The organism is Leptospira vanthielii serovar Holland str. Waz Holland = ATCC 700522 (assembly GCF_000332455.1).
GTDB lineage: Bacteria > Spirochaetota > Leptospiria > Leptospirales > Leptospiraceae > Leptospira_A > Leptospira_A vanthielii.
Genome location: NZ_AOGY02000042.1, coordinates 144,050 through 166,589, shown reverse-complemented (window position 1 = coordinate 166,589; position 22,540 = coordinate 144,050). Strand labels below are relative to the sequence as shown.

22 protein-coding genes are annotated in these 22,540 nt (G+C 41.2%); 20 read left to right on the top strand and 2 right to left on the bottom strand.

Annotation, left to right across the window (positions count from 1 at the left end):
* The first annotated feature begins 38 nt into the window (after nt 1-38).
* From LEP1GSC199_RS09845 to LEP1GSC199_RS09770, 16 genes are all read left to right on the top strand, one after another.
* A complete protein-coding gene (locus LEP1GSC199_RS09845; protein ID WP_002981618.1) occupies nt 39-623 on the top strand; it encodes a YqaA family protein in 585 nt (194 codons plus the stop codon).
* Nucleotides 624-845 carry a hypothetical protein gene (locus tag LEP1GSC199_RS09840; RefSeq protein WP_002981351.1) on the top strand — a complete coding sequence of 74 codons (222 nt, stop codon included), beginning with the start codon at nt 624-626 and terminating at the stop codon, nt 843-845.
* Between the two features lies 1 nt (nt 846).
* Nucleotides 847-2,106, top strand: a complete 1,260-nt coding sequence (locus LEP1GSC199_RS09835) for a replication-associated recombination protein A (protein WP_002981376.1) — start codon at nt 847-849, stop codon at nt 2,104-2,106.
* Nucleotides 2,107-2,221: 115 nt separating this feature from the next.
* Nucleotides 2,222-2,599 (top strand): NADH-quinone oxidoreductase subunit A, encoded by a 378-nt coding sequence (locus LEP1GSC199_RS09830; protein WP_002981657.1) that lies wholly within the window; start codon nt 2,222-2,224, stop codon nt 2,597-2,599.
* Nucleotides 2,590-3,150, top strand: a complete 561-nt coding sequence (locus LEP1GSC199_RS09825; RefSeq protein WP_002981516.1) for an NADH-quinone oxidoreductase subunit B — start codon at nt 2,590-2,592, stop codon at nt 3,148-3,150. Before LEP1GSC199_RS09830 ends, LEP1GSC199_RS09825 begins: the two co-directional genes overlap by 10 nt.
* Nucleotides 3,147-3,668 (top strand): NADH-quinone oxidoreductase subunit C, encoded by a 522-nt coding sequence (locus tag LEP1GSC199_RS09820; RefSeq protein WP_002981275.1) that lies wholly within the window; start codon nt 3,147-3,149, stop codon nt 3,666-3,668. Before LEP1GSC199_RS09825 ends, LEP1GSC199_RS09820 begins: the two co-directional genes overlap by 4 nt.
* Nucleotides 3,669-3,684: 16 nt before the next feature.
* Entirely contained in the window at nt 3,685-4,905 is a 1,221-nt protein-coding gene (locus LEP1GSC199_RS09815; RefSeq protein ID WP_198288773.1) for an NADH-quinone oxidoreductase subunit D, read from the top strand.
* Nucleotides 4,905-5,393, top strand: a complete 489-nt coding sequence (locus tag LEP1GSC199_RS09810; protein WP_002981230.1) for an NADH-quinone oxidoreductase subunit NuoE family protein — start codon at nt 4,905-4,907, stop codon at nt 5,391-5,393. The genes LEP1GSC199_RS09815 and LEP1GSC199_RS09810 overlap by 1 nt, the downstream gene beginning before the upstream one ends.
* A 1-nt stretch (nt 5,394) precedes the next feature.
* Nucleotides 5,395-6,666 carry an NADH-quinone oxidoreductase subunit NuoF gene (gene nuoF, locus LEP1GSC199_RS09805; protein WP_002981405.1) on the top strand — a complete coding sequence of 424 codons (1,272 nt, stop codon included), beginning with the start codon at nt 5,395-5,397 and terminating at the stop codon, nt 6,664-6,666.
* A gap of 16 nt (nt 6,667-6,682) precedes the next feature.
* The gene (gene nuoH, locus LEP1GSC199_RS09800; RefSeq protein WP_002981638.1) at nt 6,683-7,753 is read left to right on the top strand and encodes an NADH-quinone oxidoreductase subunit NuoH; all 1,071 of its coding nucleotides are present in this window, start codon (nt 6,683-6,685) and stop codon (nt 7,751-7,753) included.
* Nucleotides 7,732-8,349 (top strand): NADH-quinone oxidoreductase subunit J family protein, encoded by a 618-nt coding sequence (locus LEP1GSC199_RS09795; RefSeq protein WP_002981271.1) that lies wholly within the window; start codon nt 7,732-7,734, stop codon nt 8,347-8,349. Before nuoH ends, LEP1GSC199_RS09795 begins: the two co-directional genes overlap by 22 nt.
* On the top strand, nt 8,346-8,666 hold the full coding sequence (nuoK, locus tag LEP1GSC199_RS09790) for an NADH-quinone oxidoreductase subunit NuoK (protein WP_002974388.1): 321 nt from the start codon (nt 8,346-8,348) through the stop codon (nt 8,664-8,666). Before LEP1GSC199_RS09795 ends, nuoK begins: the two co-directional genes overlap by 4 nt.
* A gap of 4 nt (nt 8,667-8,670) precedes the next feature.
* The gene (gene nuoL / locus LEP1GSC199_RS09785; RefSeq protein ID WP_002981367.1) at nt 8,671-10,599 is read left to right on the top strand and encodes an NADH-quinone oxidoreductase subunit L; all 1,929 of its coding nucleotides are present in this window, start codon (nt 8,671-8,673) and stop codon (nt 10,597-10,599) included.
* Nucleotide 10,600: 1 nt separating this feature from the next.
* Entirely contained in the window at nt 10,601-12,340 is a 1,740-nt protein-coding gene (locus LEP1GSC199_RS09780) for a complex I subunit 4 family protein (RefSeq protein ID WP_002981604.1), read from the top strand.
* Between the two features lie 3 nt (nt 12,341-12,343).
* Nucleotides 12,344-13,786 carry an NADH-quinone oxidoreductase subunit N gene (locus LEP1GSC199_RS09775; RefSeq protein WP_002981435.1) on the top strand — a complete coding sequence of 481 codons (1,443 nt, stop codon included), beginning with the start codon at nt 12,344-12,346 and terminating at the stop codon, nt 13,784-13,786.
* A gap of 93 nt (nt 13,787-13,879) precedes the next feature.
* Nucleotides 13,880-14,413 (top strand): cupin domain-containing protein, encoded by a 534-nt coding sequence (locus LEP1GSC199_RS09770; RefSeq protein ID WP_002981344.1) that lies wholly within the window; start codon nt 13,880-13,882, stop codon nt 14,411-14,413.
* A gap of 50 nt (nt 14,414-14,463) precedes the next feature.
* Here LEP1GSC199_RS09770 and recJ read toward each other — a convergent pair whose 3' ends face one another.
* Both recJ and LEP1GSC199_RS09760 read right to left on the bottom strand, forming a co-directional pair.
* On the bottom strand, nt 14,464-16,428 hold the full coding sequence (recJ, locus tag LEP1GSC199_RS09765) for a single-stranded-DNA-specific exonuclease RecJ (protein ID WP_039926489.1): 1,965 nt from the start codon (nt 16,426-16,428) through the stop codon (nt 14,464-14,466).
* On the bottom strand, nt 16,416-16,736 hold the full coding sequence (locus LEP1GSC199_RS09760) for a bactofilin family protein (protein ID WP_002973855.1): 321 nt from the start codon (nt 16,734-16,736) through the stop codon (nt 16,416-16,418). Before LEP1GSC199_RS09760 ends, recJ begins: the two co-directional genes overlap by 13 nt.
* A gap of 152 nt (nt 16,737-16,888) precedes the next feature.
* Here LEP1GSC199_RS09760 and LEP1GSC199_RS09755 point away from each other — a divergent pair, with 152 nt between their 5' ends.
* From LEP1GSC199_RS09755 to LEP1GSC199_RS09740, 4 genes are all read left to right on the top strand, one after another.
* Entirely contained in the window at nt 16,889-17,215 is a 327-nt protein-coding gene (locus tag LEP1GSC199_RS09755) for a hypothetical protein (protein WP_002981287.1), read from the top strand.
* A gap of 75 nt (nt 17,216-17,290) precedes the next feature.
* Complete coding sequence (locus LEP1GSC199_RS09750) at nt 17,291-20,590, top strand: efflux RND transporter permease subunit (protein WP_002981528.1); 3,300 nt, start codon at nt 17,291-17,293, stop codon at nt 20,588-20,590.
* A complete protein-coding gene (locus LEP1GSC199_RS09745; RefSeq protein WP_002981244.1) occupies nt 20,591-21,214 on the top strand; it encodes an inorganic pyrophosphatase in 624 nt (207 codons plus the stop codon). It begins immediately after the preceding gene.
* Entirely contained in the window at nt 21,211-22,536 is a 1,326-nt protein-coding gene (locus LEP1GSC199_RS09740) for a TolC family protein (RefSeq protein ID WP_002981238.1), read from the top strand. The genes LEP1GSC199_RS09745 and LEP1GSC199_RS09740 overlap by 4 nt, the downstream gene beginning before the upstream one ends.
* Nucleotides 22,537-22,540 lie beyond the last annotated feature (4 nt).

Here is a 22,540-nt window from a genome sequence, read left to right as displayed (position 1 = left end):
CAACCGGAAAAGACTAACGGGCATTAGAATCGCATTTTATGACAAAAGAAAAAGAAACATCCATCAACCTTCGTAACCTTATCTTCCAAACCATTCTTTCTATTGTCATTGTCCTTGTGATTGTTTTTGGATTGGCATTTTTTTTCCGTAAAGAACTTCTTGGGTTCAGCGAACACTTTGTCCGAATTTTTGGATATTGGGGACTTTTTTTCGGTATGATCCTTTCGGATAGCCTTCCTGCCTTTGTCCCACCTGACGCCTTTCTTATGTTAGCGATCACAGGTGAGATGGATCCACTATTTACCATTCTTTCTATGTCCTTTGGAAGTATCCTTGGTGGAACTCTGGCTTACTTTATCGGATTGTATCTCATTCCTAAATTTCATTTGGGAAGGCAGATGGTTTTACACTACGAAGACAAACTCCTTCCTTATCTACGCAAATACGGTTTTGGGGCCGTGGTGCTCAGTGCTCTCACTCCCATTCCCTATTCCTGGATGGCTTACACAGTGGGAACATTTAAGATGCGTTATTCGCTATTTTTGTTTGGTTCTCTCTTTCGGTTTGTTCGTGTTACTGTTTATTTTTACGCTATGTATTTAGGATGGATCACGGGGGGATAGATGTCAGAAGAACGTTTGTTTCCCAAATCTGTCGATGAAGTCATTTTAGAGAAGGTAAGATTTTTCTTTTTGCCTGATCGTACGGCTGTTTTCGTAAAAAATTTAGTGGATGGTAAGGTATCGGAGAGGTCTCTTATTTGTTGTAATTCCGGTTGTGATGTTTGTAATGAAACCATATACAATTGTTATATGGCAGTAAAAAAAGAATTGGAAAATAGTTAAATTGGATTCCCTCTTTTCTCAAAACAAACAAGTTCCTTTGGCCCATGCAGTGCGGCCCAAAAATTGGTCCGAGTTTGTGGGCCAAACCCAAGTCGTACAATCTCTCAAATCCATTCCGAAACCCACCTCCATTCTGTTCTACGGTCCCCCGGGTTCTGGCAAAACTACTTTGGCACACCTTCTCACCCAAACTTGGAGTTTGGAAAAACGTTATTTGAGTTGTGTGACAAGTGGCCTAAAAGAAGTGAGAGAGGTTTTGGAGGAAGCAAAGAGGCGGGGAACCATTGTTTTGTTTTTAGATGAGATCCATCGTTTTTCTTCCTCACAACAAGATGCTCTTCTTTCTGCTGTGGAAGAAGGGGAAATCATCTTGATTGCGGCAACTACAGAAAATCCGAGTTTCCGTGTGAATAAAGCTCTCCTTTCTAGAATGCTTGTCTACCGACTCACTTCTTTATCTGAGGCAGACGAAAACTTTATTTTTGAATCTTGCCTCACTAAACTGGACCACAAACGAACTTTTCCAGAAGATTTAAAAAAAGAACTCTTTCGTAGAAGTTCTGGGGATGCAAGAAAACTTCTCGGGTATTTGGAACGTATTCTAAATGCTACGGAAGAAACTGATAAGATCACCGAATCTAAGTTAGCTGAAATTTTGGGTGAAAATGTTATTTTTTATGATAAAAATAGCGAAAGCCATTATGATATCATCTCTGCTTTTATCAAATCCCTTCGGGGTAGTGATCCCGATGCCGCCTTATTCTATTTAGCTCTTATGATCGAAGGGGGAGAAGATCCCCTATTTATTGCAAGAAGGCTTGTGATTTTTGCGAGTGAAGATGTGGGGAATGCCAGTGTCCACGCCCTCCCACTTGCCATTGCCACTTGGCAGGCTGTGGAACGAGTGGGAATGCCAGAAGGGAGAATTCCTTTGGGGCAATGCACTACCTTCCTTGCATCAGCACCAAAGTCTAATGCAAGTTATTTGGCCATCGACAAGGCTTTGCAACTTGTCAGGGAAAGAAAAAGAGAATTCCAAATTCCAAACCATTTGCGTAATGCTCCCACTGCCACACATAAAAAAGAAGGGGCTGGAAAAGATTACCAGTATCCCCATGATTTTCCAGGGCATTTCCTAAAAGAACATTATTTTCCTACTGATTTGTATCCTGACATCCCACGGTTTTATACTCCGACAAATCAAGGGATGGAAAAGAATTTAAAGGAGCAATTGGAACGTCTCTGGGGGGATCGGTATTGAGAATTTATCTCAAATCGGTTATAAACATTGCAAACGATCGAAATTAACACGAAAACAAAGGGGAAAATCATTCTCATCTTGACAATCGACCCTACTCGTGAGAGCATTTTCATACATGGGTTCTGCACCAGATAGTTTCGCACCAATCCTTTTACAACTTTTGCTCGGAGTCGGTTTCTCTGCTCTGATCTTGACCCTTGCCTTCCTCATCAATCCGAAGAAAAAATCGAAACCTCAAGACACCTTTGAATGTGGGGTCACGTATTATGGTGATGCCAGAGGACTTTTTAACATCAAGTTCTATCTTGTTGCGGTTCTTTTCATCCTCTTCGATATTGAGGCGGTCTTTTTATACCCTTGGGCAGTGAACTTAATTAGCTTCAAAGAAGCAGGGCTTGGAACCTTCTTCCTTGTGGAAATGTTTTTCTTTTTACTCATACTCGTTGTCGGTCTATACTATATATGGAAAAAGGGAGCACTGGAATGGGATTAACAGAAACACTATCCAAACCTGGAGAGATGTTTGGCGATATGTTCCAAGTCGCAACACTCGACAACGTAGTCCAATGGGGACAAAGTTTTTCTTTATGGCCATACCCTTTTGCAACTGCCTGTTGCGGAATTGAATACATGAGCACAGCTTGTGCCGATTATGATATCGCTCGTTTCGGAGCAGAACGTCCTTCTTTTTCTCCACGCCAAGCAGATATGATTTTGGTCCTCGGAACCATCACTTATAAAATGGCTCCCGTATTACGCCAGATATACGACCAACTCGCAGAACCAAAATTTGTCATCTCTGTAGGGGCGTGCGCCTCTTCTGGTGGAATGTTTCACACCTACGGTGTGTTACAAGGTGTAGACCGAATCCTTCCCGTGGACGTTTATGTTCCCGGTTGTCCACCAAGACCCGAAGCACTTCTCGATGCCCTTGTCAAACTCCAAAAGAAAGTGCAAGGCCAGGGACTCGAAGCGAGACGCCAAGAAGTGATGAGAAAAATCGAAGAAATCAACGAACGCAACAAACCTCTCGTAGTCGCATGAAAGAAAAAATTACTGAATACATAAACTCAAAGTTTTCTGATGTATTACTCCCGCAAAGGGACATAAACACCAATTTACTCTACTTTAGCATACAAAAGGAAGCCCTTCCTACCGTTGTACAAACGTTAAAGGATCATCCTGAGTTTTCCTTCAATTATTTGAATGATCTCACTTCCATAGATTGGCTCGGAAAAAGGGAACCAAGATTCGAAATGATTTATCTACTTCGTTCGCCAAAAAACAAACACTTCCGTTTGCAACTTCGAGTTCCTGTGGGCGAAGGAGAAGAGGTTCCGAGTCTTGCTGGTATTTTTCCTGCGGCCAATTGGCCTGAGAGGGAAGTGTATGATTTGATGGGAATTCCTTTTTCTAGTCATCCGCAGATGGAACGTCTCATTATGCCTGATAACTTTGTGGGTCATCCTCTTCGTAAGGACTATCCATTAGAGGGTCCAGGCCAAGATTATCTCATTGAAGACCTACTCACCATTCATGTGAGCGAGGATATTACCGGTTAGGCGGTAGGGAATCATTATGGTAATGTACGAAAAAACAGCCGAACATTTTGGCAAAAAATTCAAAGACCTACCCGAAGGCCATCTTCTTGTCAATCTCGGGCCAAGCCATCCTGCCACTCACGGAATTTTACAAAACGTAATTCAAATTGATGGGGAACGTGTTGTCGACACAGAATCTGTCATCGGTTATGTCCATCGTTGTTTTGAAAAATTAGGCGAACGATACGATTACAACCAGTTCTTAGTTTGTACGGATCGTATGAACTATGTATCCACTCCACTCAATAACATCGGTTGGATCCTGACCGTAGAAAAGATGATGCAAATCGAAGTTCCTGATCGAGTGACATACGTTCGTATGATCATTTCCGAACTCTCTAGGATCATGGACCATATCATTTGTAACGGGATTATGGGTGTAGACCTGGGTGCCTTTTCTGGCCTTTTGCATTTATTCCATCATAGAGAAAACATTTATCAAATTTTGGAAAAACTGACAGGTGCTAGGTTGACTACAACCTTCTGCCGAGTGGGTGGAATGGAAAGGGATATTTATCCTGAATTCCAAACTGAGATCAAAACCATCATCAAAGGACTAAAACCAGCCTTGGATGAATTTGAACAACTTCTCGTTCGCAATAAAATTTTTAACGAAAGAACCGCCGGGATCGGTGGACTTTCTGCAGAAAGAGCCATTGCCTACGGATTTTCTGGTCCGAACCTTCGGGCTGCAGGAGTTCCTTGGGACGTTCGAAAAGATGATCCTTATATGTTTTATGACAAAGTGGATTTTGATATTCCCGTAGGTGGGGACGGATCTGCTTTGGATAGAACTCTTGTTCGCATGGAAGAGATGCGTCAGTCCATGAGAATCATTGAACAACTGATAGACGGAATTCCAGAAGGTCCATACCACGCTGATGTTCCCCATACCTTCCTTCCTCCGAAAGACAAGGTGTATCACAATATGGAAGAACTCATTTACCATTTTAAAATCATTATGCACGGAGTGAAGGTCCCTCCCGGCGAATACTATATGTCGACGGAAGCTGCCAATGGCGAACTCGGATTCTATGTGGTTTCGGAAGGAGAAAAGTCTCCTTGGCGAGTGCATGTAAGACGTCCTTGTTTTTGGTATTACCAAGCGTTTCCTGAACTTGTCAAAGGTGGACTGCTTGCTGATACAATTGCCACTATGTCTTCACTCAATGTCATTGCAGGGGAGTTAGATTGTTAATGGCTTATCAATTTTCACAAGATTCCGAAAAAAGATTTCAAAGGTTGATCCCGCAGTTCCCAAGTAAACGTTCGTTGATTTTACCATGTCTTTTTTTATTACAAGCTGACAAAGGTTTTGTGGATCAGGAAGGAATGTCCTACATTGCAGAACGAATCGGTGCTCCGGTTTCTCTCGCACAAGTGCATGGGGTAGCTACCTTTTACACCATGTACAATAAAAAACCCGTAGGGAAGTTCCATATCCAAATTTGTGGAAATATTTCTTGTTACCTTGCGGGATCCGATTTCATCACAGAACATGTATGTTCTAAATTAGGAATCGATGCCGGAGAAACCACGGCTGACAAAAAATTCACGGTAGATGAAGTGCAGTGTCTTGGTGCTTGTGGGTTTGGGCCAGTCGCTCAAATTAATGATAAATATTACGAAAATCTAACCCCAGAGATCATTGAAAACATTCTCTCTGAATTGGATAAGCAGGTATAAAATGGGACTAAAGAACCTACTCACAACTCATATTGGTGCCGCAGATTCCCATACCTTAAACCATTACAAGTCGGTTGGAGGGTATGAAAGTCAAAAAAAAGCTCTCTCCGAGATGACCGCCGAACAAATCGTAAACGATGTTAAGAACTCAGGACTTCGAGGCCGTGGTGGTGCTGGTTTTCCTACGGGAAACAAATGGGGATTTATTCCCAAAACAGATAAACCAAAATATTTAATTTGTAATGGGGATGAAGGAGAACCGGGAACCTTCAAAGACCGACTCCTCCTGGAAAAACTGCCTCATATGCTCATCGAAGGGATGGTCATTGCTGCCAAAGCAATTGATTCCCACCAAGGTTATATTTATATTCGTGGTGAATTCCATAAAGGCATTCGTGTGGTGGAAGAAGCCGTAGAAGAAGCCTACAAAGCAGGTCTTCTTGGTGAAAACATTATGGGCCTAGGGTATAACTTTGATTTGGCGGTATACTCCGGTGCCGGAGCTTATATCTGCGGCGAAGAATCAGCACTCATTAATTCCCTCGAGGGTAGGAGGGGCCACCCACGACTCAAACCCCCATTCCCGGCAGTCTCTGGTCTTTATGCTTGCCCTACGGTTGTAAACAACGTAGAAACTTTTTGTAACGTCCCACATATCATCCGTATGACGGGAGAAGAATACAAAAAAATTGGAACTGAAAAATCTCCCGGAACCAGATTATTTGCTGTCAGTGGGCATGTGAAAAAACCAGGAATTTATGAAGTAGAAATGGGAACTCCCATGAAAGAACTCATTTACGATATTTGTGGTGGAATCAAAAACGATAAAACTCTAAAAGCTGTGATTCCTGGAGGAAGTTCTTCTCCCATTCTCACTGCCGAAGAAGCAATGACTGCCACTATGGATTATGAGTCGATTGCATCCCTTAAATCGATGTTAGGTTCCGGAGCTGTCATCATTCTCTCTGAGGTTGCTGATCTTGTGGAAACAACCTACCGATTGGCAGAATTTTATTCTCATGAATCTTGCGGCCAATGTACACCTTGTCGTGAAGGAACCCATTGGGTAAAAGACCTTCTCCATAAAATAAAGAACGGAGAGGGAACAGAAAAAGATGTAGAACTCATTTTTTCTTTGTCCAGAAATATGGAGGGTGGAACCACCATTTGTCCGTTAGCGGATGCATGTGTGATGGCAGTTCGTCCTACTATGACAAAGTTTAAAGGAGAGTTCTCAGCTCGATTGAAAAAGGAAGTGAGCGTCTCTCACTAAAGGTCACCGAAACATTATGGACTGGGCACTACTACTTGCTTGGGGAATTAAAATCCTCTCATTATTTTTTATAATCCTAACCGGTGTAGCTTATTATACACTCGCCGAACGTAAGTTTGCTGGATTCATTCAGGATCGTCCTGGTCCAAACCGGGCTGGAATTTTTGGTCTTTTCCAACCTCTGGCCGATGGAATCAAATTCATCGCCAAAGAAGAAATTTTCCCCAAAAATGTATCCAAGGGAATGTATCTTTTGGCTCCCACAATCTCTATGACTTGTGCCATTATGGCCTGGGCCGTGATTCCTTTTGGCGGAACCCTTCCTGCGCCGGAATGGTTGGCGACACTCACTGGTGTGACTACGATAGACTTACAAATTGCCAATCCCGATTCTGGGGTTTTGTATATGTTGGCCATTTCTTCATTATCTGTGTATGGGATTATGATTGCTGGTTGGTCTAGTAATAATAAATACTCTCTACTTGGTGGCGTTCGTTCCACGGCCCAGATGATTAGTTACGAACTTCCGATGGGTCTGTCCATCGTGGTAATTGTCATTATGACTGGATCTTTAAAGTTAACAGACATTAGTGATTCTCAAAAAGATATGTGGAACATTTTGTCTCCACCCGGTTTTGTAGCTTTTTTTATTTATGTGACTGCTATGTTTGCCGAAACCAATCGCCTTCCTTTTGACTTAGCAGAAGCCGAGTCGGAACTTGTCGTAGGTTTTCATACCGAATATGGTGCCTTTAAATTCGCTCTCTTCTTTTTGGCAGAGTATATGAATATGATTACCATGTCTTGTCTTACCACCTTACTTTTTTTTGGCGGATACAATGTTCCGTTCCAGTTGGGTGCGGGATCCCATTACCAAGCATTCATTGGACTTGGGTTTTTTATTTTGAAAGTTCTCTTTTTTGCCTTTTTGTTTATTTGTGTTCGTTGGACCCTTCCTCGTTTTCGTTATGACCAACTCATGAAACTTGGCTGGAAGAAGATGATTCCTTGGGGACTTTTTGCTGTTATGTTTGCCGCAATTTATACTGTATATTGGAAAGAAGGATGGATGAAATTATTTATATGAACCTAGAATCTTCTCCTTCTTTTTTATTATTTATCTTTTTTGGAACTGTCATTGTAATTACTGCACTCAGTGTCGTTTTTCAGAAAAATCCTGTGGTCTCTGCGGTTTCTCTTGTATTTACCTTCTTTGCCCTCGCAGGGATTTACGGGATTATGGGAGCCCTTTTTATTGCCACAATGCAGGTGTTAGTGTATGCAGGTGCAATTATGGTTTTGATTGTTTTTGTTTTGATGTTACTTTCTCAAAGGACAGAAACCTTGTCTCGTTATAGAAAACATCCAATCCGGTTGGTTTTACTTTCTCTATTTGCCTTTGGTTTTTTCTTTTTATTGTATTCTGCTCTTACTACAGGTGTGCCTCATTCGGACCAAATGGGAAAAGGGTATGCCCTCACTGAATATTCTTATCCCATCCAAGGAACGGGCACAATCAATGTGAAAGGGAATGTGGCAACAGTCGGTGCCTCTACATATTTAGATTATATACTCCCTTTTGAAATGATATCAATCCTTCTACTTGTGGCAGTTCTTGGTGCGGTGATCCTTGCCAAAAAAAGATTAACAGAAGTGGAACAAACTAAGGATACAGTCCTATGAACCAATTTGTAAACGGCATCCCCATTTCCTACATTCTTGGACTTGCTGGAATTTTGTTTTCCATTGGAGTTCTCGGTGTTCTCATTCGCAGAAACATTGTGATCATTTTTATGTCTGTGGAACTAATTCTAAATTCCGTGAATTTAGTTTTTGTTACATTTTCAAAAGCTCTTTCCCATATTTCTGGTGAAACCATTGTTTTCTTTGTGATGGCTATCGCTGCGGCAGAAGCAGCGGTGGGACTTGCACTTGTGATTGCCATTTTCCGGCATAAAAAATCCACCAATGTGGATGAACTCCAATCGATGAGATGGTAATCCTATGTTAGATTTATTTCCGTTAGTTGTTCTTCTTCCTCTCCTTGGTTTTTTACATAATGGTCTATTAAAGGATCGAATTCCTCATCGGTTTGCCGGTGCGATTGGAACTTTAGCTGTATTCATTCCATTTCTTATCACCTTAGGGGCGTTTAACGAGTTTCGACCGATGGAACGAACTGCCCCTCATTTGGTTCCTGTATTTGATTGGATTGTGGTTGGAAATTTTAAATCTTCCTTTGGATACCAAATCGACCAACTTTCCCTATATATGACTCTCATCATCACAGGAATTGGGTCTCTCATCCACTTGTATTCGATGGGTTATATGAAAGGTAATTTGGGATACAACCGATTCTTTGCTTATTTGAATCTATTTATTTTTTGTATGTTAAACCTCGTGCTCAGTGACAACTTAGTGCTTACCTTTCTTGGTTGGGAAGGAGTGGGTCTTTCTTCTTATTTACTCATTGGTTTTGACTATGACAAAAGTTCGGCGGCGGAAGCTGGGATGAAGGCTTTCATTTTGAACCGAATTGGGGATGTTGGTTTTATTTTAGGAACTGGATTTCTCTTTTGGATTGGGGGCAGTTTACAATACTTACAACTTCAAACAAACTTAAGTGAGATGAGCGAGTTTGCAAATTACGCCAATATCATAGCCTTGTTTTTCTTTATTGCTGCTATGGGGAAATCAGCTCAGATTCCACTTTATGTATGGCTTCCTGATGCCATGGCAGGTCCAACTCCCGTATCGGCTCTGATCCATGCGGCAACCATGGTAACTGCGGGGATCTTTCTTATTGCAAGACTCAATTTTGTATTTTTACTCGCACCAGAAACTTCCCTATTTATCGCATGTATTGGCGCTGTCACTGCTCTTTTTGCGGCAACGATTGGTACCTTACAAAACGATATCAAAAAAATCCTGGCATACTCTACAGTTTCCCAACTTGGTTTTATGTTTCTTGCTATGGGAAGTATGAGTTATGTAGCAGGTTTATTCCATTTAATGACACATGCCTTCTTTAAAGCTTTGTTATTTCTTGGTGCAGGTTCTGTGATTCACGCTCTCCATCATGAACAAAATATCAAACAGATGGGAGGGCTTTTTGGTAAAATCAAAATCACTTCCTTTACTTTTTTATTGGGAACCTTGGCCATTGCCGGGTTTTTTCCCTTCTCTGGATTTTTCTCCAAAGATTTGATCTTAGAAAAAGCTTACACTTATGGAGCTTACGGTTCCATCCTTTGGACTATGGGAATTGTTGCGGCCTTTTTTACTTCGTTTTATATGTTCCGCCTGGTTTTCGTTGTTTTCTTTGGTAAAGACAATACAGACCCGCATCATAAAATACACGAGTCTCCTTGGACTATGACCTTACCTCTGGTTCTTTTAGCATTGGGTGCGGTGTTTGCCGGTTTTTTACAAACTCCGCATTTCTTTTTACATATTGATACTTTGGAAAGATTCTTTGCACCTGTCTTAAACAAAGGATATGAGTTGGCATCATTACAAGGGAGCCTTGCCGAACACAAATCTCTCGTCCACGAGGTAGAACTTTCCCTTGCTGGTTTTTCGGTGGCGATTGGAACTGTGGGACTCATCCTCGCATACTTTCTTTACCAAAAAAAAGGAACACCAGTTTCAGAAGAACATACGGGATTTCGAAAGATTCTATTTCATAAATACTATATCGATGAAATCTATGATTTTGTTTTTGTTCGTCCCTTTCTTTTCCTTTCCCGGGGAGTGGCTTTTTTTGTGGATATCAAGGTTCTCGATCGTTTCTTTTTAGGTATCGGAGGAAGTTTCGGTATCATTGCCAATGGCCTTCGTCGTCTCCAATCAGGTTTTATTGGAGATTATGCTTTGTATGTAGTCATTGGTACATTTTGTATTTTAGTGTATTTATTAACGAGGGGGGTGTAAGGTGCCGGAACAAATTCTTTCCATCATTATCTTTTTACCAATCGTTTCCTCTATACTCATTGTATTTCAAAAACGAGTAGGGACTGTGGTTGTGATTTCTGCTCTCTCATCTGCATTCACAACCATCCTTTCCGTGGGACTGTTTTTCTTTTTTGATTCTTCCCAGTCAGGACTACAATTTGTCCATTGGATTCCCGATTGGATTTTATCTGGAAAACTCAGTGTGGATTACCATGTAGGTCTCGATGGTATCTCACTTTTACTTTTTGCACTCACTGCTTTTATGTTTTTCCTTTCGAGTATTGCCTCTTGGTCCAATATTCCTAAAAAAATCAAAGAGTTCCATATTTGCCTGCTCGTTTTAGAAACTGCCGTCCTTGGTGTTTTTGCTTCCGGCAACCTAGTTCTTTACTATGTATTTTGGGAACTCATGGTATTACCTATGGTTCTTATGATTGGAATTTGGGGTGGAGAAGAGAGGACCAAAGCTGCTCTCAAATACTTCTTATTTTCTATGGCTGGCTCCTTGTTTATGTTAGGTGGAATTCTCACCCTTTACTTCAAAACAGGAAAAACATCGATCGAGTCTTTAGCCACAGCAAGCCTTGGAATGTATTCGGAACCTCTGCAATGGTTTTTGTTTTTTAGCTTTTTTCTTGCCTTTGCGATCAAAATTCCACTTTTTCCATTTCACACTTGGATGCCCGATGTCCATACCCAAGCACCTACTGTGGGTTCGGTGGACTTGGCGGGAGTATTACTAAAGATTGGGGCTTATGGTTTCATTCGGTTTTGTATTCCTTTTTTCCCAGAACCAAGTTTGTTATCGCAAAATTGGATTCAGATCCTTGCCGTGATTGGTATTGTTTATGGTTCTATGGCAGCCCTAGTCCAAACGGATATCAAACGAATCATTGCTTATAGTTCTTTATCACATTTAGGTTTTTGTATTTTGGGACTCTTCTCTTTCACAAACGAAGGGGTTGTGGGTGGAATGTTGCAGATGGTATCTCATGGTGTTTCCACCGGGATGATCTTTCTTATGATTGGTATGGTCTATGAAAGAGCTCATACCAGAAACATTGCTGAGTTTGGTGGACTTGCCAAACAAATGCCGGTGTTTTCCACTTTCTTTCTCATTGCTATATTGTCTTCTGTGGGTCTTCCTGGAACCAATGGATTTGTGGGTGAGTTTCTGATCCTTATGGGAGCCATCAAATCCAATGTATGGCTCGGTGGGATTGCGGCCACAGGAGTGGTTCTTGGTGCCCTCTACCTTCTATGGTTTGTAAAACGATTTCTTTTTGGGGTGAGTAAAACCATTCAAGCAAAACCATATAAAGATTTAAGTTTCCGCGAAGTGGGAATTCTTTCTCCACTCGTAGTCTTTATTTTTTGGATTGGAATCTACCCAAAACCTTTTTTAGAAATTTTACAATCTTCATCGAATGTATATTTGAATTCGGCATCGGTTCAGTCCATTGCAGAAAGAAAAGACATCCAAAAAGATTTTCTTGGTGGAACGGCAAGCCGGCAATTTTCTGATTATTCCAGTTTGGGAAAAGAACCACTTTCGTTTGAAGAAAGGTTGGGCACTTTTCAATCGAAGTATGCACTTCCTACATTTGTTTCCTTAAAAACAAACCCACCAAATTTGAATGAAAACTTAGACAATTTGGAAAAATCCATTGAGTCTGATTTTGAATTGGAACCAACACCGAAAGAGACAATAGGAAACTAACCCATGTCATATACTCCTTCTTCCAATGACCTAATCGCTATCTCACCCATGCTCATTCTTTGCGGGGTGGCCTTACTTTCGCTAGTCGTTCAGTTTCTAATCCCCAAAGAAGAGGACTCCAAACCTTTATGGGTACTTTCTATATTAGGAATTCTTGGAGCCATGTATGCTTTGTATCATACCACTAGTTCTCCGGGTTATGGCAAATTTTTTGGATCACAGGTTTCCATTAGTCCTTTAACTGTATGGCTCAGTGCAATTTATTTAATCGCTGGGCTTATTACTCTTCTCATTGCTCCTCCCTTTTTAGCACAACATAAAACCTTATTTCCTGAGTTCTTTCCCCTTGTACTGTTTTGTTTGTCTGGGATGATGTTTTTAACCTCAGGATATGATTTTATCGTCATCTTTGTGGGATTAGAAATCTTATCCCTTTCTCTTTATGTGATGATTGGAATGGCTAGGTCTTCTGTTTCATCCTTAGAAAGTGCGATGAAATACTTTTTACTTGGAACTTTTAGTTCGGGGTTTATGTTACTGGGAATTGCCTTTTTGTATGGTGGATCTGGAACGACTAACTTAGACGGTGCCTTAAGGGGTCTTTTTTTAAAAGGGTATGAATCCAATTTTTCTAAATTAGGATTTGGACTCTTTTTAGTGGGAGTTTCTTTTAAGGCAGCTCTTGTTCCTTTCCACTCCTGGACACCAGATGTTTATGAAGGAGCTCAGACACCGATCACTGGTTTTATGGCTAGTGCAGGAAAAGCATCGGCTCTTGGACTTTTTATTGTATTATTCAATCATATCCCTGTGGGTGAGATTGGGAATTCTTGGAAATACCTGATGGGAGTGATTGCTCTTGTTTCCATGACTTGGGGAAACATTGTAGCTCTAAAACAAGAGAACCTCAAACGAATGTTAGCCTATTCGTCAATTTCGCATGCAGGTTATATTGTGGCTGGAATTGTTTGTGGGGCAGGACTTGAGGCTTTGTATTATCTTTTTTCCTATTCCCTTTTGAATTTAGCTGCCTTTGCTATCATCTCCTATTTAGAACAGGGAAAACATGAAGTGACTGTCAATGGGATTTCTCATTTAAGCGGAGAACACCCGTTAACGGCACTTTCACTTTCTATTATCTTTTTATCCTTTGCTGGTTTTCCACCTCTCATTGGATTTTGGACCAAACTTTTCCTTTTGCAAAAGATTGCAGAATCGGATTTGTTATTCAACAGAATCCTTCTTTTTGGTGCTGTGGCAAACTCTTGTGTGGCATTTTACTACTACATGAAAATTACCATCCAATCCTATATGAAACAAGATACAGGGGCGGTGGCAGGAGTCCGAGACCTTCCTGCGATGCCAACTTTGGGATTTCTCGTATTTTTACTTAGTTTGTTTTTTACTGCGGGATGGCTCTTTTTCCAACCAGGTGCCTTGCTTTAAATCTGCTATAGCAGAAATAGTTCCAGGATAGCGAAAAACGAATTGATCCCTAACCTGGGATCTAGAGGGTAGTCCATAAGTAGGTAATTTCGTATGGCAACCATTCAAAGAAAGACAGAAACTCTCCAAGATGCAGATGCGATCAAGGCGTTCCTTGTTTCCAAGGGACTTGTATATGAATTCTTTAAAACACCAGAATCTCTGGATTTGATCCTTGACCAAAAAGGCTTAACTGATGCTGAAAAAGCAGAAGTTCTTTCTGGATTGGAATACCGATTTGACCAACTAAAAAAAGAGCATGGTTATAAGGCCAACGATCTTGTGGTCCTTCATGATGAAGTTCCTGGAATCCAAGATATGTTAGCTAAATTTGATAAACTTCATATCCATACGGATGAAGAAGTGCGTTATATCATCGACGGAAGTGGTATCTTTGGATTCATCATTGATGGAGAAAGATTCGAAGTCCATGTCAGTAAGGGAGATTTCCTTTCCATCCCAGCCAATACCAACCACTGGTTTACCCTCGACAAAAATTTAAGAATCAAAGCAGTTCGATACTTCAAAGACAATTCTGGATGGACCCCTGTTTATGTGGATGAATCCAAAGTTTTGATTAATGCTTAGTCTGTAGTGATTGTTAGGCGGAATTTGCCTCGATTCGCTAGAGGTAAAGGTTAGTCGGCGGAGTTTTCCGCCGCAATTCCAAACCACTCAACAATGAATTGGAGGGTGGTCCTTCCTTGGTAAAAGTTTTCTTCCAAACTGCCCACAAGATCAAAACTCCCATGTTCCGACATAAATTTTTGGAACTCTTCTCCCTTATTCCAAATCATATACTTTAAAGAACCACTTCCAATCAAATGAAATCGAACGTGTTTTCCGGCACTGAGAGGTGTTAGGTGAATGGCTTTGGCATTCCGGATGGCAAGTTTGATATCGGGATTCCCTTGTCCAAAGGGTTCTAGGTCCTTCCATTCTTTCAGAAGTCGTTCACCCATCTCTTCTGTGAGAACGGTAAAGTCAGTTTCAATGGAATGAACGGCTGATCTTTCTTTATCTTTTGCTAACCAGTCTTTGGCGGCGATATACAAAGCAGATTCAAAGGCAGGAATTTTATCCAGTTGGATGGAAAATCCTCCCGCTTCTGGATGACCCCCAAAATGCAAAAAATGACTGGATAAAGATTCTAAAAGTTCCAGAACATTCTCTGGTCCATAGGACCGAATGCTCCCTCTCGCATCTCCATTGTCAGGTGCCAAAAAGATCGCCGGTTTTTTATAGGTATCCACCATTCTTGTAGCCACAATCCCGCTGACACCAGGTTCCATATCGGGTTCATAACAAAAAACAATTTCATTATTTGTCCTTTCTGGTTTGCGTGCAAAATACCTTTCCACACGATCCATATTCCGTTTGGTTCTTTCTTTTCGTTCCTCATTGATGGATAATAATTGTTTGGCTTTGGTTTTGGCATCCAAAGTTGTTTCGGCAAGAAGTAAGGAGACAGCTTCCTCGGTTTTTCCCATTCGTCCTGCGGAATTGAGAACAGGGCCAATCGACCAACCTAAATCTTTAGTGGTGATTCCGTGGGGATTGAGTTTTAATTCTTTTAGGAGTTCAGAGAGTCCTTTTCTTTTTTTGTCACCTACGTAGAGTTTGGTGAGAGACTCGAGGGCCAATTTCACAAAATGTCGATTCTCTCCAGTGAGGGGCATCATGTCTGTGATGGTTCCAATTCCTGCAAGATCTGTTTCTTCTTCGAGGCCGGAGAAAAAATCAGGAATCCGGGAACATTGGTAATAGAATAGTTTTCTTTCGTCATCAACGGGGATGGCGGTAACAAAATCTTCAGGATAAGGGAGAATGGAATTTTTCTCAAATTTTTGGTTGTCTACCGAATCTTTCGGAATGATTAAACCATTTTGGAAATAGAAAGTTTCCTTCTGACCACTGTCTGGATGAGTGGTTGTTTTTGTATAGATTCTGCCAAACTCTTCACTCAATCGAAAAAGAATCGCAGATACAAGTTTAAATGATAACACTGCAGTGCAGATTTTTTTTTCAGGATAGACTGAATCGGTTCTTCTTGGATTCACCAATGCACAGTGAGTTGGAATTCGTACAGGCACTTCATGATGATCAAGAACAATGACTTGAATCCCTGTTTTTGTTAATTCTTCAATTTCATCCGCTTGGCTCGAACCAAAATCTAAAGTAACAAGAAGGTCTGGTTTTACTTTTTTAATTTTGACCAGGGCTTCTTTACAAAGGCCATAGGGATCACTTTCAGAAGATACCATCACTTCTAGGTTGATGCCAGAAAACTCTGGATGAGATTTTAAAAAGAAGGCAAGAAGACAAGTGGAGCTTACTCCATCCGAATCACGATCTCCATACAAAAGGATTTTTTTCCCCTCTTTGGCAAAACGAACCAAGAGTTCGACGGCATCTAAAAGATCGGGAAGTGAAAATGGAGAGTGCAAACAAGAAAAGTCGGAACTCAGAAGTTCTTTGGGATGGATGTTACGAAGGCCCTCTCTTTTATCGACTAAGTAACGTAAAAGGGGCCTTTTGGAATCAACTTTGGTTCGAACTTCAGACAACAGTGGTCCGAAGTGAACCTTGGTTACATGATGCAATTGCCAATAATTTTGGAACCGAATTCTACTTCGAGTCCCGGTGTTTTGATATCACCAACGACCTTACCATTTTTTTTAAGTTCCACTTTTTCTTTTGCGTCTACGTTTCCTTTGAGGTTTCCGTGAACCACTAGGCTTCCTACTTCCACATCGGCTTCTACATCACCAGTTTCATCAATGATGAGTTTCCCTTGGGAAGTGATTGTGCCTTTGAATTGCCCTTTGATTTTTAATGTTTGGTTGAAGGAAAGGGTTCCGCGAAACGTGATGTCGTCGCTAATAATGGTGTCTATAGATTCGTCTTTCATCGGTAGGGATAGTCTTGTCTGATCCTTGCGTTTTGGCAACTACACAAGCATTTGTAACCAAAAGGAAATGGAAAAAAGTTCATATTTTCTAGTGTTTTCTCTTGTGTCTCCACTTCAATTCTTGAACCTGGGTCTCAAGAGTAGAAAAAATAGTGAAAATTAGACGCTTCTGGAAGTCCGGGTTCATCCTACTTTTAGCGGTTTTCATCAATCTGAATCTGGTCGATGACCGGTTTGTTTCTCCTCTCGAAGATTTGGATTTTCAATACCAATCCTACGAGTTGGAAGAGACGACTCGTGTTCTTACTTCCTCTAAAGAATCCAACCAAGTTTTGAAATTAGTTCCTTCTCGCAGGGAACAGTCCCTTGTGAAGATTTCTGTCCTTCGATGGTCTACAATTTCTACAGAACCTGTCTTTTTTACTGAAATTCCTATCTTATTTCACTTTCTTTACCTCCCACCTCCTTTTTTGGCTTAATCGTTGCATGTAGATTAGTCTAGTAGTAGAGCCCAAGTTTGGCCTCTGCAATGTTTTCAATTTCAAATAGGAATTATGTTAGAAAAAATCATTCAGTTTTCCATTCACAAACGAGCCACAGTTCTCGTTTTGACAGCCACACTCACCATCGTTGGCTTTTATAATGCACTCAATCTTTCCATTGATGCCATTCCCGATGTGACAAATGTCCAGGTATCAGCTGTGACTTCGGTTCCTGGTCTTTCACCACTCGAAGTGGAACAATTTATCACTTATCCCATCGAACTTGAGTTTAACGGGATGCCTAAAGTTACGGAAATTCGTTCGATCTCAAGGACCGGTGTCAGTTCCGTAACAGTTATCTTTGAAGATGGGACGGATATCTATTTTGCAAGGCAACTTGTAAACGAAAGGTTAAAACAAGCAGAGAACTTTATTCCAAAATCTTACGGAAAACCGGAACTTTCTCCGATTGCGACTGGCCTTGGTGATATTTATGAATTTGCTTTAGTTTCCGAAAGCCATACTCCTGAAGAACTCCGAACCGTGATGGAATGGGAAGTCGCAAGACAACTTCGTTCCGTCAAAGGAATCATTGATGTAAACGTAGTAGGGGGAGATGCCAAACAATTTCAAATCAAAATTGACCCCAAACGTTTGTTATCTCATAACTTAACACTCTCTCATATCACAGAAGCTCTGGAAGGTGCTAACGTCAACTTAGGTGGTGGATACATCCAAAAAGGGGAAGAGCAGTTTGTGATTCGAGGCGAAAGCCAATTTAAGTCCATCGATGATATCTCAAGGCTTTCCGTTCGTACTTCAAGAGATGGAATTCCTTTGACACTTGGTCAAATTGCCAAAGTGGAAACGGGACCTGCCCTTCGTTTTGGGCTTAGTACGATGAACGGCAAACGTGAAGTTGTCGGTGGGACTGCCATGATGTTACTCGGTAGTAACTCCCTCCAAGTGGTGAGCCGAGTAAAAGAAAAAATGAAAGAAATTGAATCCCGTCTTCCTAACGGGATGAAAATTCAAGTTTATTACGACCGTTCTGAGTTCATTGGCCGAACACTTTCTACTGTTTTTACAAACCTTGTCGAAGCAGCTATCATTGTTCTTGTTTGTTTGATTTTAACATTAGGGACGGTGAAGGGAGCCTTTGCCGTAGCACTTGCGATTCCTGTTTCTATGATGGTTGCCACCATTCTTATGAATGCCTTTGGGATTGTGGGAAACTTGATGTCTCTCGGTGCTCTTGACTTTGGGCTTCTTGTGGACGGTTCCATTGTGATGTTAGAGTCCACACTCCATGGATTTTTACTTCGTAAAAGTTTCCTCCTATCTAAAACCTCCGCCCAGGACATGGAAGATGGGATGGAAGAAGTCATCATGGAGTCTTGTATCAAAGTAGTGCGGGCATCTGCTTTTAGTGTGGGAATTATTTTACTCGTATATTTACCGCTGATGACACTGGAAGGGGTGGAAGGCCGGATGTTTCGTCCGATGGCCATTACCGTAGCGTTTGCGTTAGGTGCCGCACTTTTATATTCGATTACCACATTTCCGGCACTCATGTCGTATATCTACACAAAACCAATTTTACATGAATCAGCGTTTTGGCATAAGTTCCAATTAAAATATGCGGAAGTGCTCACTTATGGGATGAAGTTCAAACGCCAGTTTACTTATGCCGGGATTGGTGTGGTTTTGTTGTCTTTTGCTCTTGCTTCCACTCTCGGATCAGAATTTTTACCAAGGATTGACGAGGGAGAGATTGCCATTGATATCAAACGCCTTCCCTCTACCGCCATCAACCATTCCCGTGACTTAAATTTGGAAATGGAGAAGGTAATTTTGAAATTCCCTGAAGCAGTAAGCGTTGTCTCGAGACAAGGACGTGGTGAGTCTGCCGCAGAACCCATTGGTTCGGAAGAGGGAGAGATGATGGTCAAACTGAAACCCCGCAAAGAGTGGGTTTCTGCACACGACCGAGAGGAACTTATGGAGCTTATGAAAAACTCTGTGAACAAAAATGTTCCTTCATCTTACATCAGTTTGTCGCAACCCATTGAAAACCGCGTCAATGCCTTGTTATCTGGATCCAAAGCCGATATCGTAATCAAAATTTATGGTGATGATTTAAAAACATTGAAGTCCATTGCGGACAACTATGCCTCCAAAATCAAAAAAATCCAAGGAGCTGCCGATTTGCGGGTTCAGAAACTCCTTGGTCTTCCCTTACTTGAGATCAAAATGAATCGGGGAAATATGGCTCGTTACGGGGTTCGTGCAGAAGAAGTGCTTACCACCATTGAAACACTTCGTGTAGGTGCTAATGCTGGAAAGGTTTACGAAGGGTACAAACGTTTTGATCTCATTGTGCGTTTGGATGCAGATGTCACCGATATTGGAGTCATTGAAAACGTTCCCGTCATGACTGACTTAGGCGGAACGGTGCCTCTTGGGCAAGTAACAGACATTATGATGACGGAAGGGCCGGCTGCTCTCTATCACGAAGGTCTGAAACGTAGGATCCTCGTAGAAGTGAACGTTCGTGGGCGAGATATGATTGGCTTTGTGAATGATGTGCAAGGTGCCACTCAGTCTATCGAGTCGGGGCTTCCGCAAGGCTATTATGTAGATTGGGGTGGTCAGTTTGAAAACTTCACTCGCGCTAAAAACCGATTGGCCATAGTGATCCCGATTGCCGGAGCCATTATTTTTGCGATGCTCTTTATAGCTTTTGGAAGTGTCTATTATGCATTGGGAGTTTTTATCTTGGTGCCATTGTCACTTTCTGGGGGAATTTTATCTCTTGTGATTCGTGGTCTTCCCTTTTCGATTCCTGCAGGGGTTGGATTTATCGCCGCAGCCGGTATATCGGTGTTAAACGGGGTGGTCTACGCTTCGGCATTAAAAGACCAATTAAAAGTCACAAGAGATCCTTCCATTGCAGTGGTAGAGGCTGCGGTATATACACTCAGGGCAGTAGCCACAACGGAACTTGTCGCTATCATTGGATTTTTACCGATGGCGATTGCTTCCAGTGCGGGTGCCGAAGTCCAAAGACCTCTGGCAACAGTGGTGATGGGTGGGGTTCTTGTAGCAACCATCCTTTCCAGGTTCCTTTTGCCGATTGCCTTTGAATTTTTAGTGAAACTCGCACAAAGACAAGAAATCAGACAAATGGAAAGGGAACGTAAAATGAATGATTACTTTGTAGAAGAGATGAAAAAATACAAAGCAACAGAGCTCAACGAAACACACGGACATTCTCATCATTACAGGGAAGTGGAAGAACATTCGTCGCAAAACGAAGATGATTCCAAAACAAACAAACAAAATCAGAAATCTAAAAGAAAGAGGACTTAAATGAAACCGAATTATTACGTAGCGCACCCTTGGCATGGATTGGAACTGGGACCAAAAGCTCCCGATGAGTTAGATGTATTCATTGAACTCACTCCGCAAGACACAGTAAAATATGAAATCGATAAAGCTTCTGGTTTTATTCGCGTGGACAGGCCTCAAAAGTATAGCAATCGTTCGCCGACTCTATATGGATTTATACCAAGAACATTTTCTGGGGAAGCCTCTGGAAAACACTGTTCGGATGTAGTCGGAAGACCAGACATCATTGGTGATGGAGATCCGATTGACATTTGTGTCCTTAGTGTGAATCCAATCACACATGGAAACATGATTCTAACGGTGATTCCCATCGGTGGACTTCGAATGATTGATAAGGGTGAAGCAGATGACAAAATTGTCGCTGTACTCAAAGGGGACGAAGTGTTCGGTCAAATCAAAGATATTTCTGAAGTTCCTAAAGCTCTTATCAACAAACTCCACCATTATTTTTTGACTTACAAATTGGATCCGAACTCTCCTTCTACTGGAACAGTGGAGATCACTGAAGTGTATGATCGGGTCGAAGCAATCAAAGTCATCCAGTATGGAATCGAAGATTATATAAAGAAATTTGTAACTGTATGAAATTTGTTAGGAAGTTTTCTGTTTTTATCCTTTTAGGGATCAGTTCATTCCCTGTTTTTCCCAAAGAAAAAGCGGTTTATGAACTGCATTCTAAAGAAGAATTGTTTTTCCTTGGTGAAGATTCCAGAGCCCAAGATTCGAAAGAAAAATGGAACTTGGATGAGTTGGAGGATTTTGCTGTCACAAGTAATCCTCTTTACCTTCGCGAAAAACAAAACATCGGTATGGCTCGCGGGGATGTCATTACCGCAAGTTTGTATTATAACCCGATAATGAACATGCAACAGCAGTTTATAGGAGCCTCTGCCAATGCTGCAACAGGTAGAGCAGAAACTTCGTTTATCTATAACCAACCCTTTGATATGAGTGGAGTGATTCCTCAAAGGGAAAAAGTCGCCAAACAAGAGTTTTTAGGAACCATTGCTAGTTTTCGCGACTTTGATCGTTTGTTTCGTTTGCGTCTCAGACAAAACTTTTGGACTTATCTCTACGTAACAGAGCAGATCAATTACCAAAAAGAATTTTTGGAAAACTACCAAGACCTTTTGGATCTTACTAAACTTCGGGCCGAAAAAGGAGATATATCCTTTTTGGAATATGACCGATTGGCATTAGAACGTGTACAAATTGAACGAGAATACCGAAATGCACGGATTTTGAGGGCACAAGTAGTAAAAAATTTGAGAATCCTTATTGGTATATCTGATATGAATTCTCCTTTGAGTATCAAGGGACGGCTTGAGTTTATATCCACTCGTGAGTTTGGTATCGATTTAAATGATTTTGATATTGAAGAGAGACCTGACTTAGTTGCTTTAAAAATTCGCCAACAAAGAGAACGAATGAATATCGAATTAAAAAAACGAGAAATCATTCCTCCTCTTACACTCGGTGTTGAATTTTTAAACAAAGGAAATGAAAATGTCACGGGTATTTATGCGGCAACACCGCTTCCTTTGTTTGATCGAAAACAAGGGGAAATTTTAAAGTCGGAAGAATCTTATAAAAAACTAGGATTCGATGTGGATGCGAAACGAAACGAAATCGTTTCGGAGATTTCTGCAGCCATTAAAGAATTACAAGCTAGGGAATCGCAGTTACTCGATTACCAAAAGATGGGACTTCTCGAAAAAAACAAGGAAGTCCAAGAGAAGTCAAGGCTTGCTTACATTCGAGGTGCATCTAATTTAGTAACTTTTTTGGAGGCTGAGAAAAACTATCTCAGTGTCCTTCGAAGTTATTATGAAATCATTTATCTCTATTACAATGCTTTGGAAGGATACAAGGCTTCTATCGGAAAGATGGATAGCTCGGAGTTTTAAATTT

What these genes read in the sequence shown, in the direction of transcription:
- LEP1GSC199_RS09825 (WP_002981516.1), top strand. Translation starts at nt 2,590, where the DNA reads ATGGGATTAACAGAAACACTATCCAAACCTGGAGAGATGTTTGGCGAT.
- LEP1GSC199_RS09740 (WP_002981238.1), top strand. Translation starts at nt 21,211, where the DNA reads ATGAAATTTGTTAGGAAGTTTTCTGTTTTTATCCTTTTAGGGATCAGT.
- LEP1GSC199_RS09845 (WP_002981618.1), top strand. Translation starts at nt 39, where the DNA reads ATGACAAAAGAAAAAGAAACATCCATCAACCTTCGTAACCTTATCTTC.
- LEP1GSC199_RS09745 (WP_002981244.1), top strand. Translation starts at nt 20,591, where the DNA reads ATGAAACCGAATTATTACGTAGCGCACCCTTGGCATGGATTGGAACTG.
- LEP1GSC199_RS09770 (WP_002981344.1), top strand. Translation starts at nt 13,880, where the DNA reads ATGGCAACCATTCAAAGAAAGACAGAAACTCTCCAAGATGCAGATGCG.
- LEP1GSC199_RS09775 (WP_002981435.1), top strand. Translation starts at nt 12,344, where the DNA reads ATGTCATATACTCCTTCTTCCAATGACCTAATCGCTATCTCACCCATG.
- nuoK (WP_002974388.1), top strand. Translation starts at nt 8,346, where the DNA reads ATGAACCAATTTGTAAACGGCATCCCCATTTCCTACATTCTTGGACTT.
- LEP1GSC199_RS09795 (WP_002981271.1), top strand. Translation starts at nt 7,732, where the DNA reads ATGGATGAAATTATTTATATGAACCTAGAATCTTCTCCTTCTTTTTTA.
- LEP1GSC199_RS09840 (WP_002981351.1), top strand. Translation starts at nt 624, where the DNA reads ATGTCAGAAGAACGTTTGTTTCCCAAATCTGTCGATGAAGTCATTTTA.
- nuoL (WP_002981367.1), top strand. Translation starts at nt 8,671, where the DNA reads ATGTTAGATTTATTTCCGTTAGTTGTTCTTCTTCCTCTCCTTGGTTTT.
- LEP1GSC199_RS09760 (WP_002973855.1), bottom strand. Translation starts at nt 16,736, where the DNA reads ATGAAAGACGAATCTATAGACACCATTATTAGCGACGACATCACGTTT.
- nuoH (WP_002981638.1), top strand. Translation starts at nt 6,683, where the DNA reads ATGGACTGGGCACTACTACTTGCTTGGGGAATTAAAATCCTCTCATTA.
- LEP1GSC199_RS09750 (WP_002981528.1), top strand. Translation starts at nt 17,291, where the DNA reads ATGTTAGAAAAAATCATTCAGTTTTCCATTCACAAACGAGCCACAGTT.
- LEP1GSC199_RS09830 (WP_002981657.1), top strand. Translation starts at nt 2,222, where the DNA reads ATGGGTTCTGCACCAGATAGTTTCGCACCAATCCTTTTACAACTTTTG.
- LEP1GSC199_RS09820 (WP_002981275.1), top strand. Translation starts at nt 3,147, where the DNA reads ATGAAAGAAAAAATTACTGAATACATAAACTCAAAGTTTTCTGATGTA.
- nuoF (WP_002981405.1), top strand. Translation starts at nt 5,395, where the DNA reads ATGGGACTAAAGAACCTACTCACAACTCATATTGGTGCCGCAGATTCC.
- LEP1GSC199_RS09815 (WP_198288773.1), top strand. Translation starts at nt 3,685, where the DNA reads ATGGTAATGTACGAAAAAACAGCCGAACATTTTGGCAAAAAATTCAAA.
- LEP1GSC199_RS09810 (WP_002981230.1), top strand. Translation starts at nt 4,905, where the DNA reads ATGGCTTATCAATTTTCACAAGATTCCGAAAAAAGATTTCAAAGGTTG.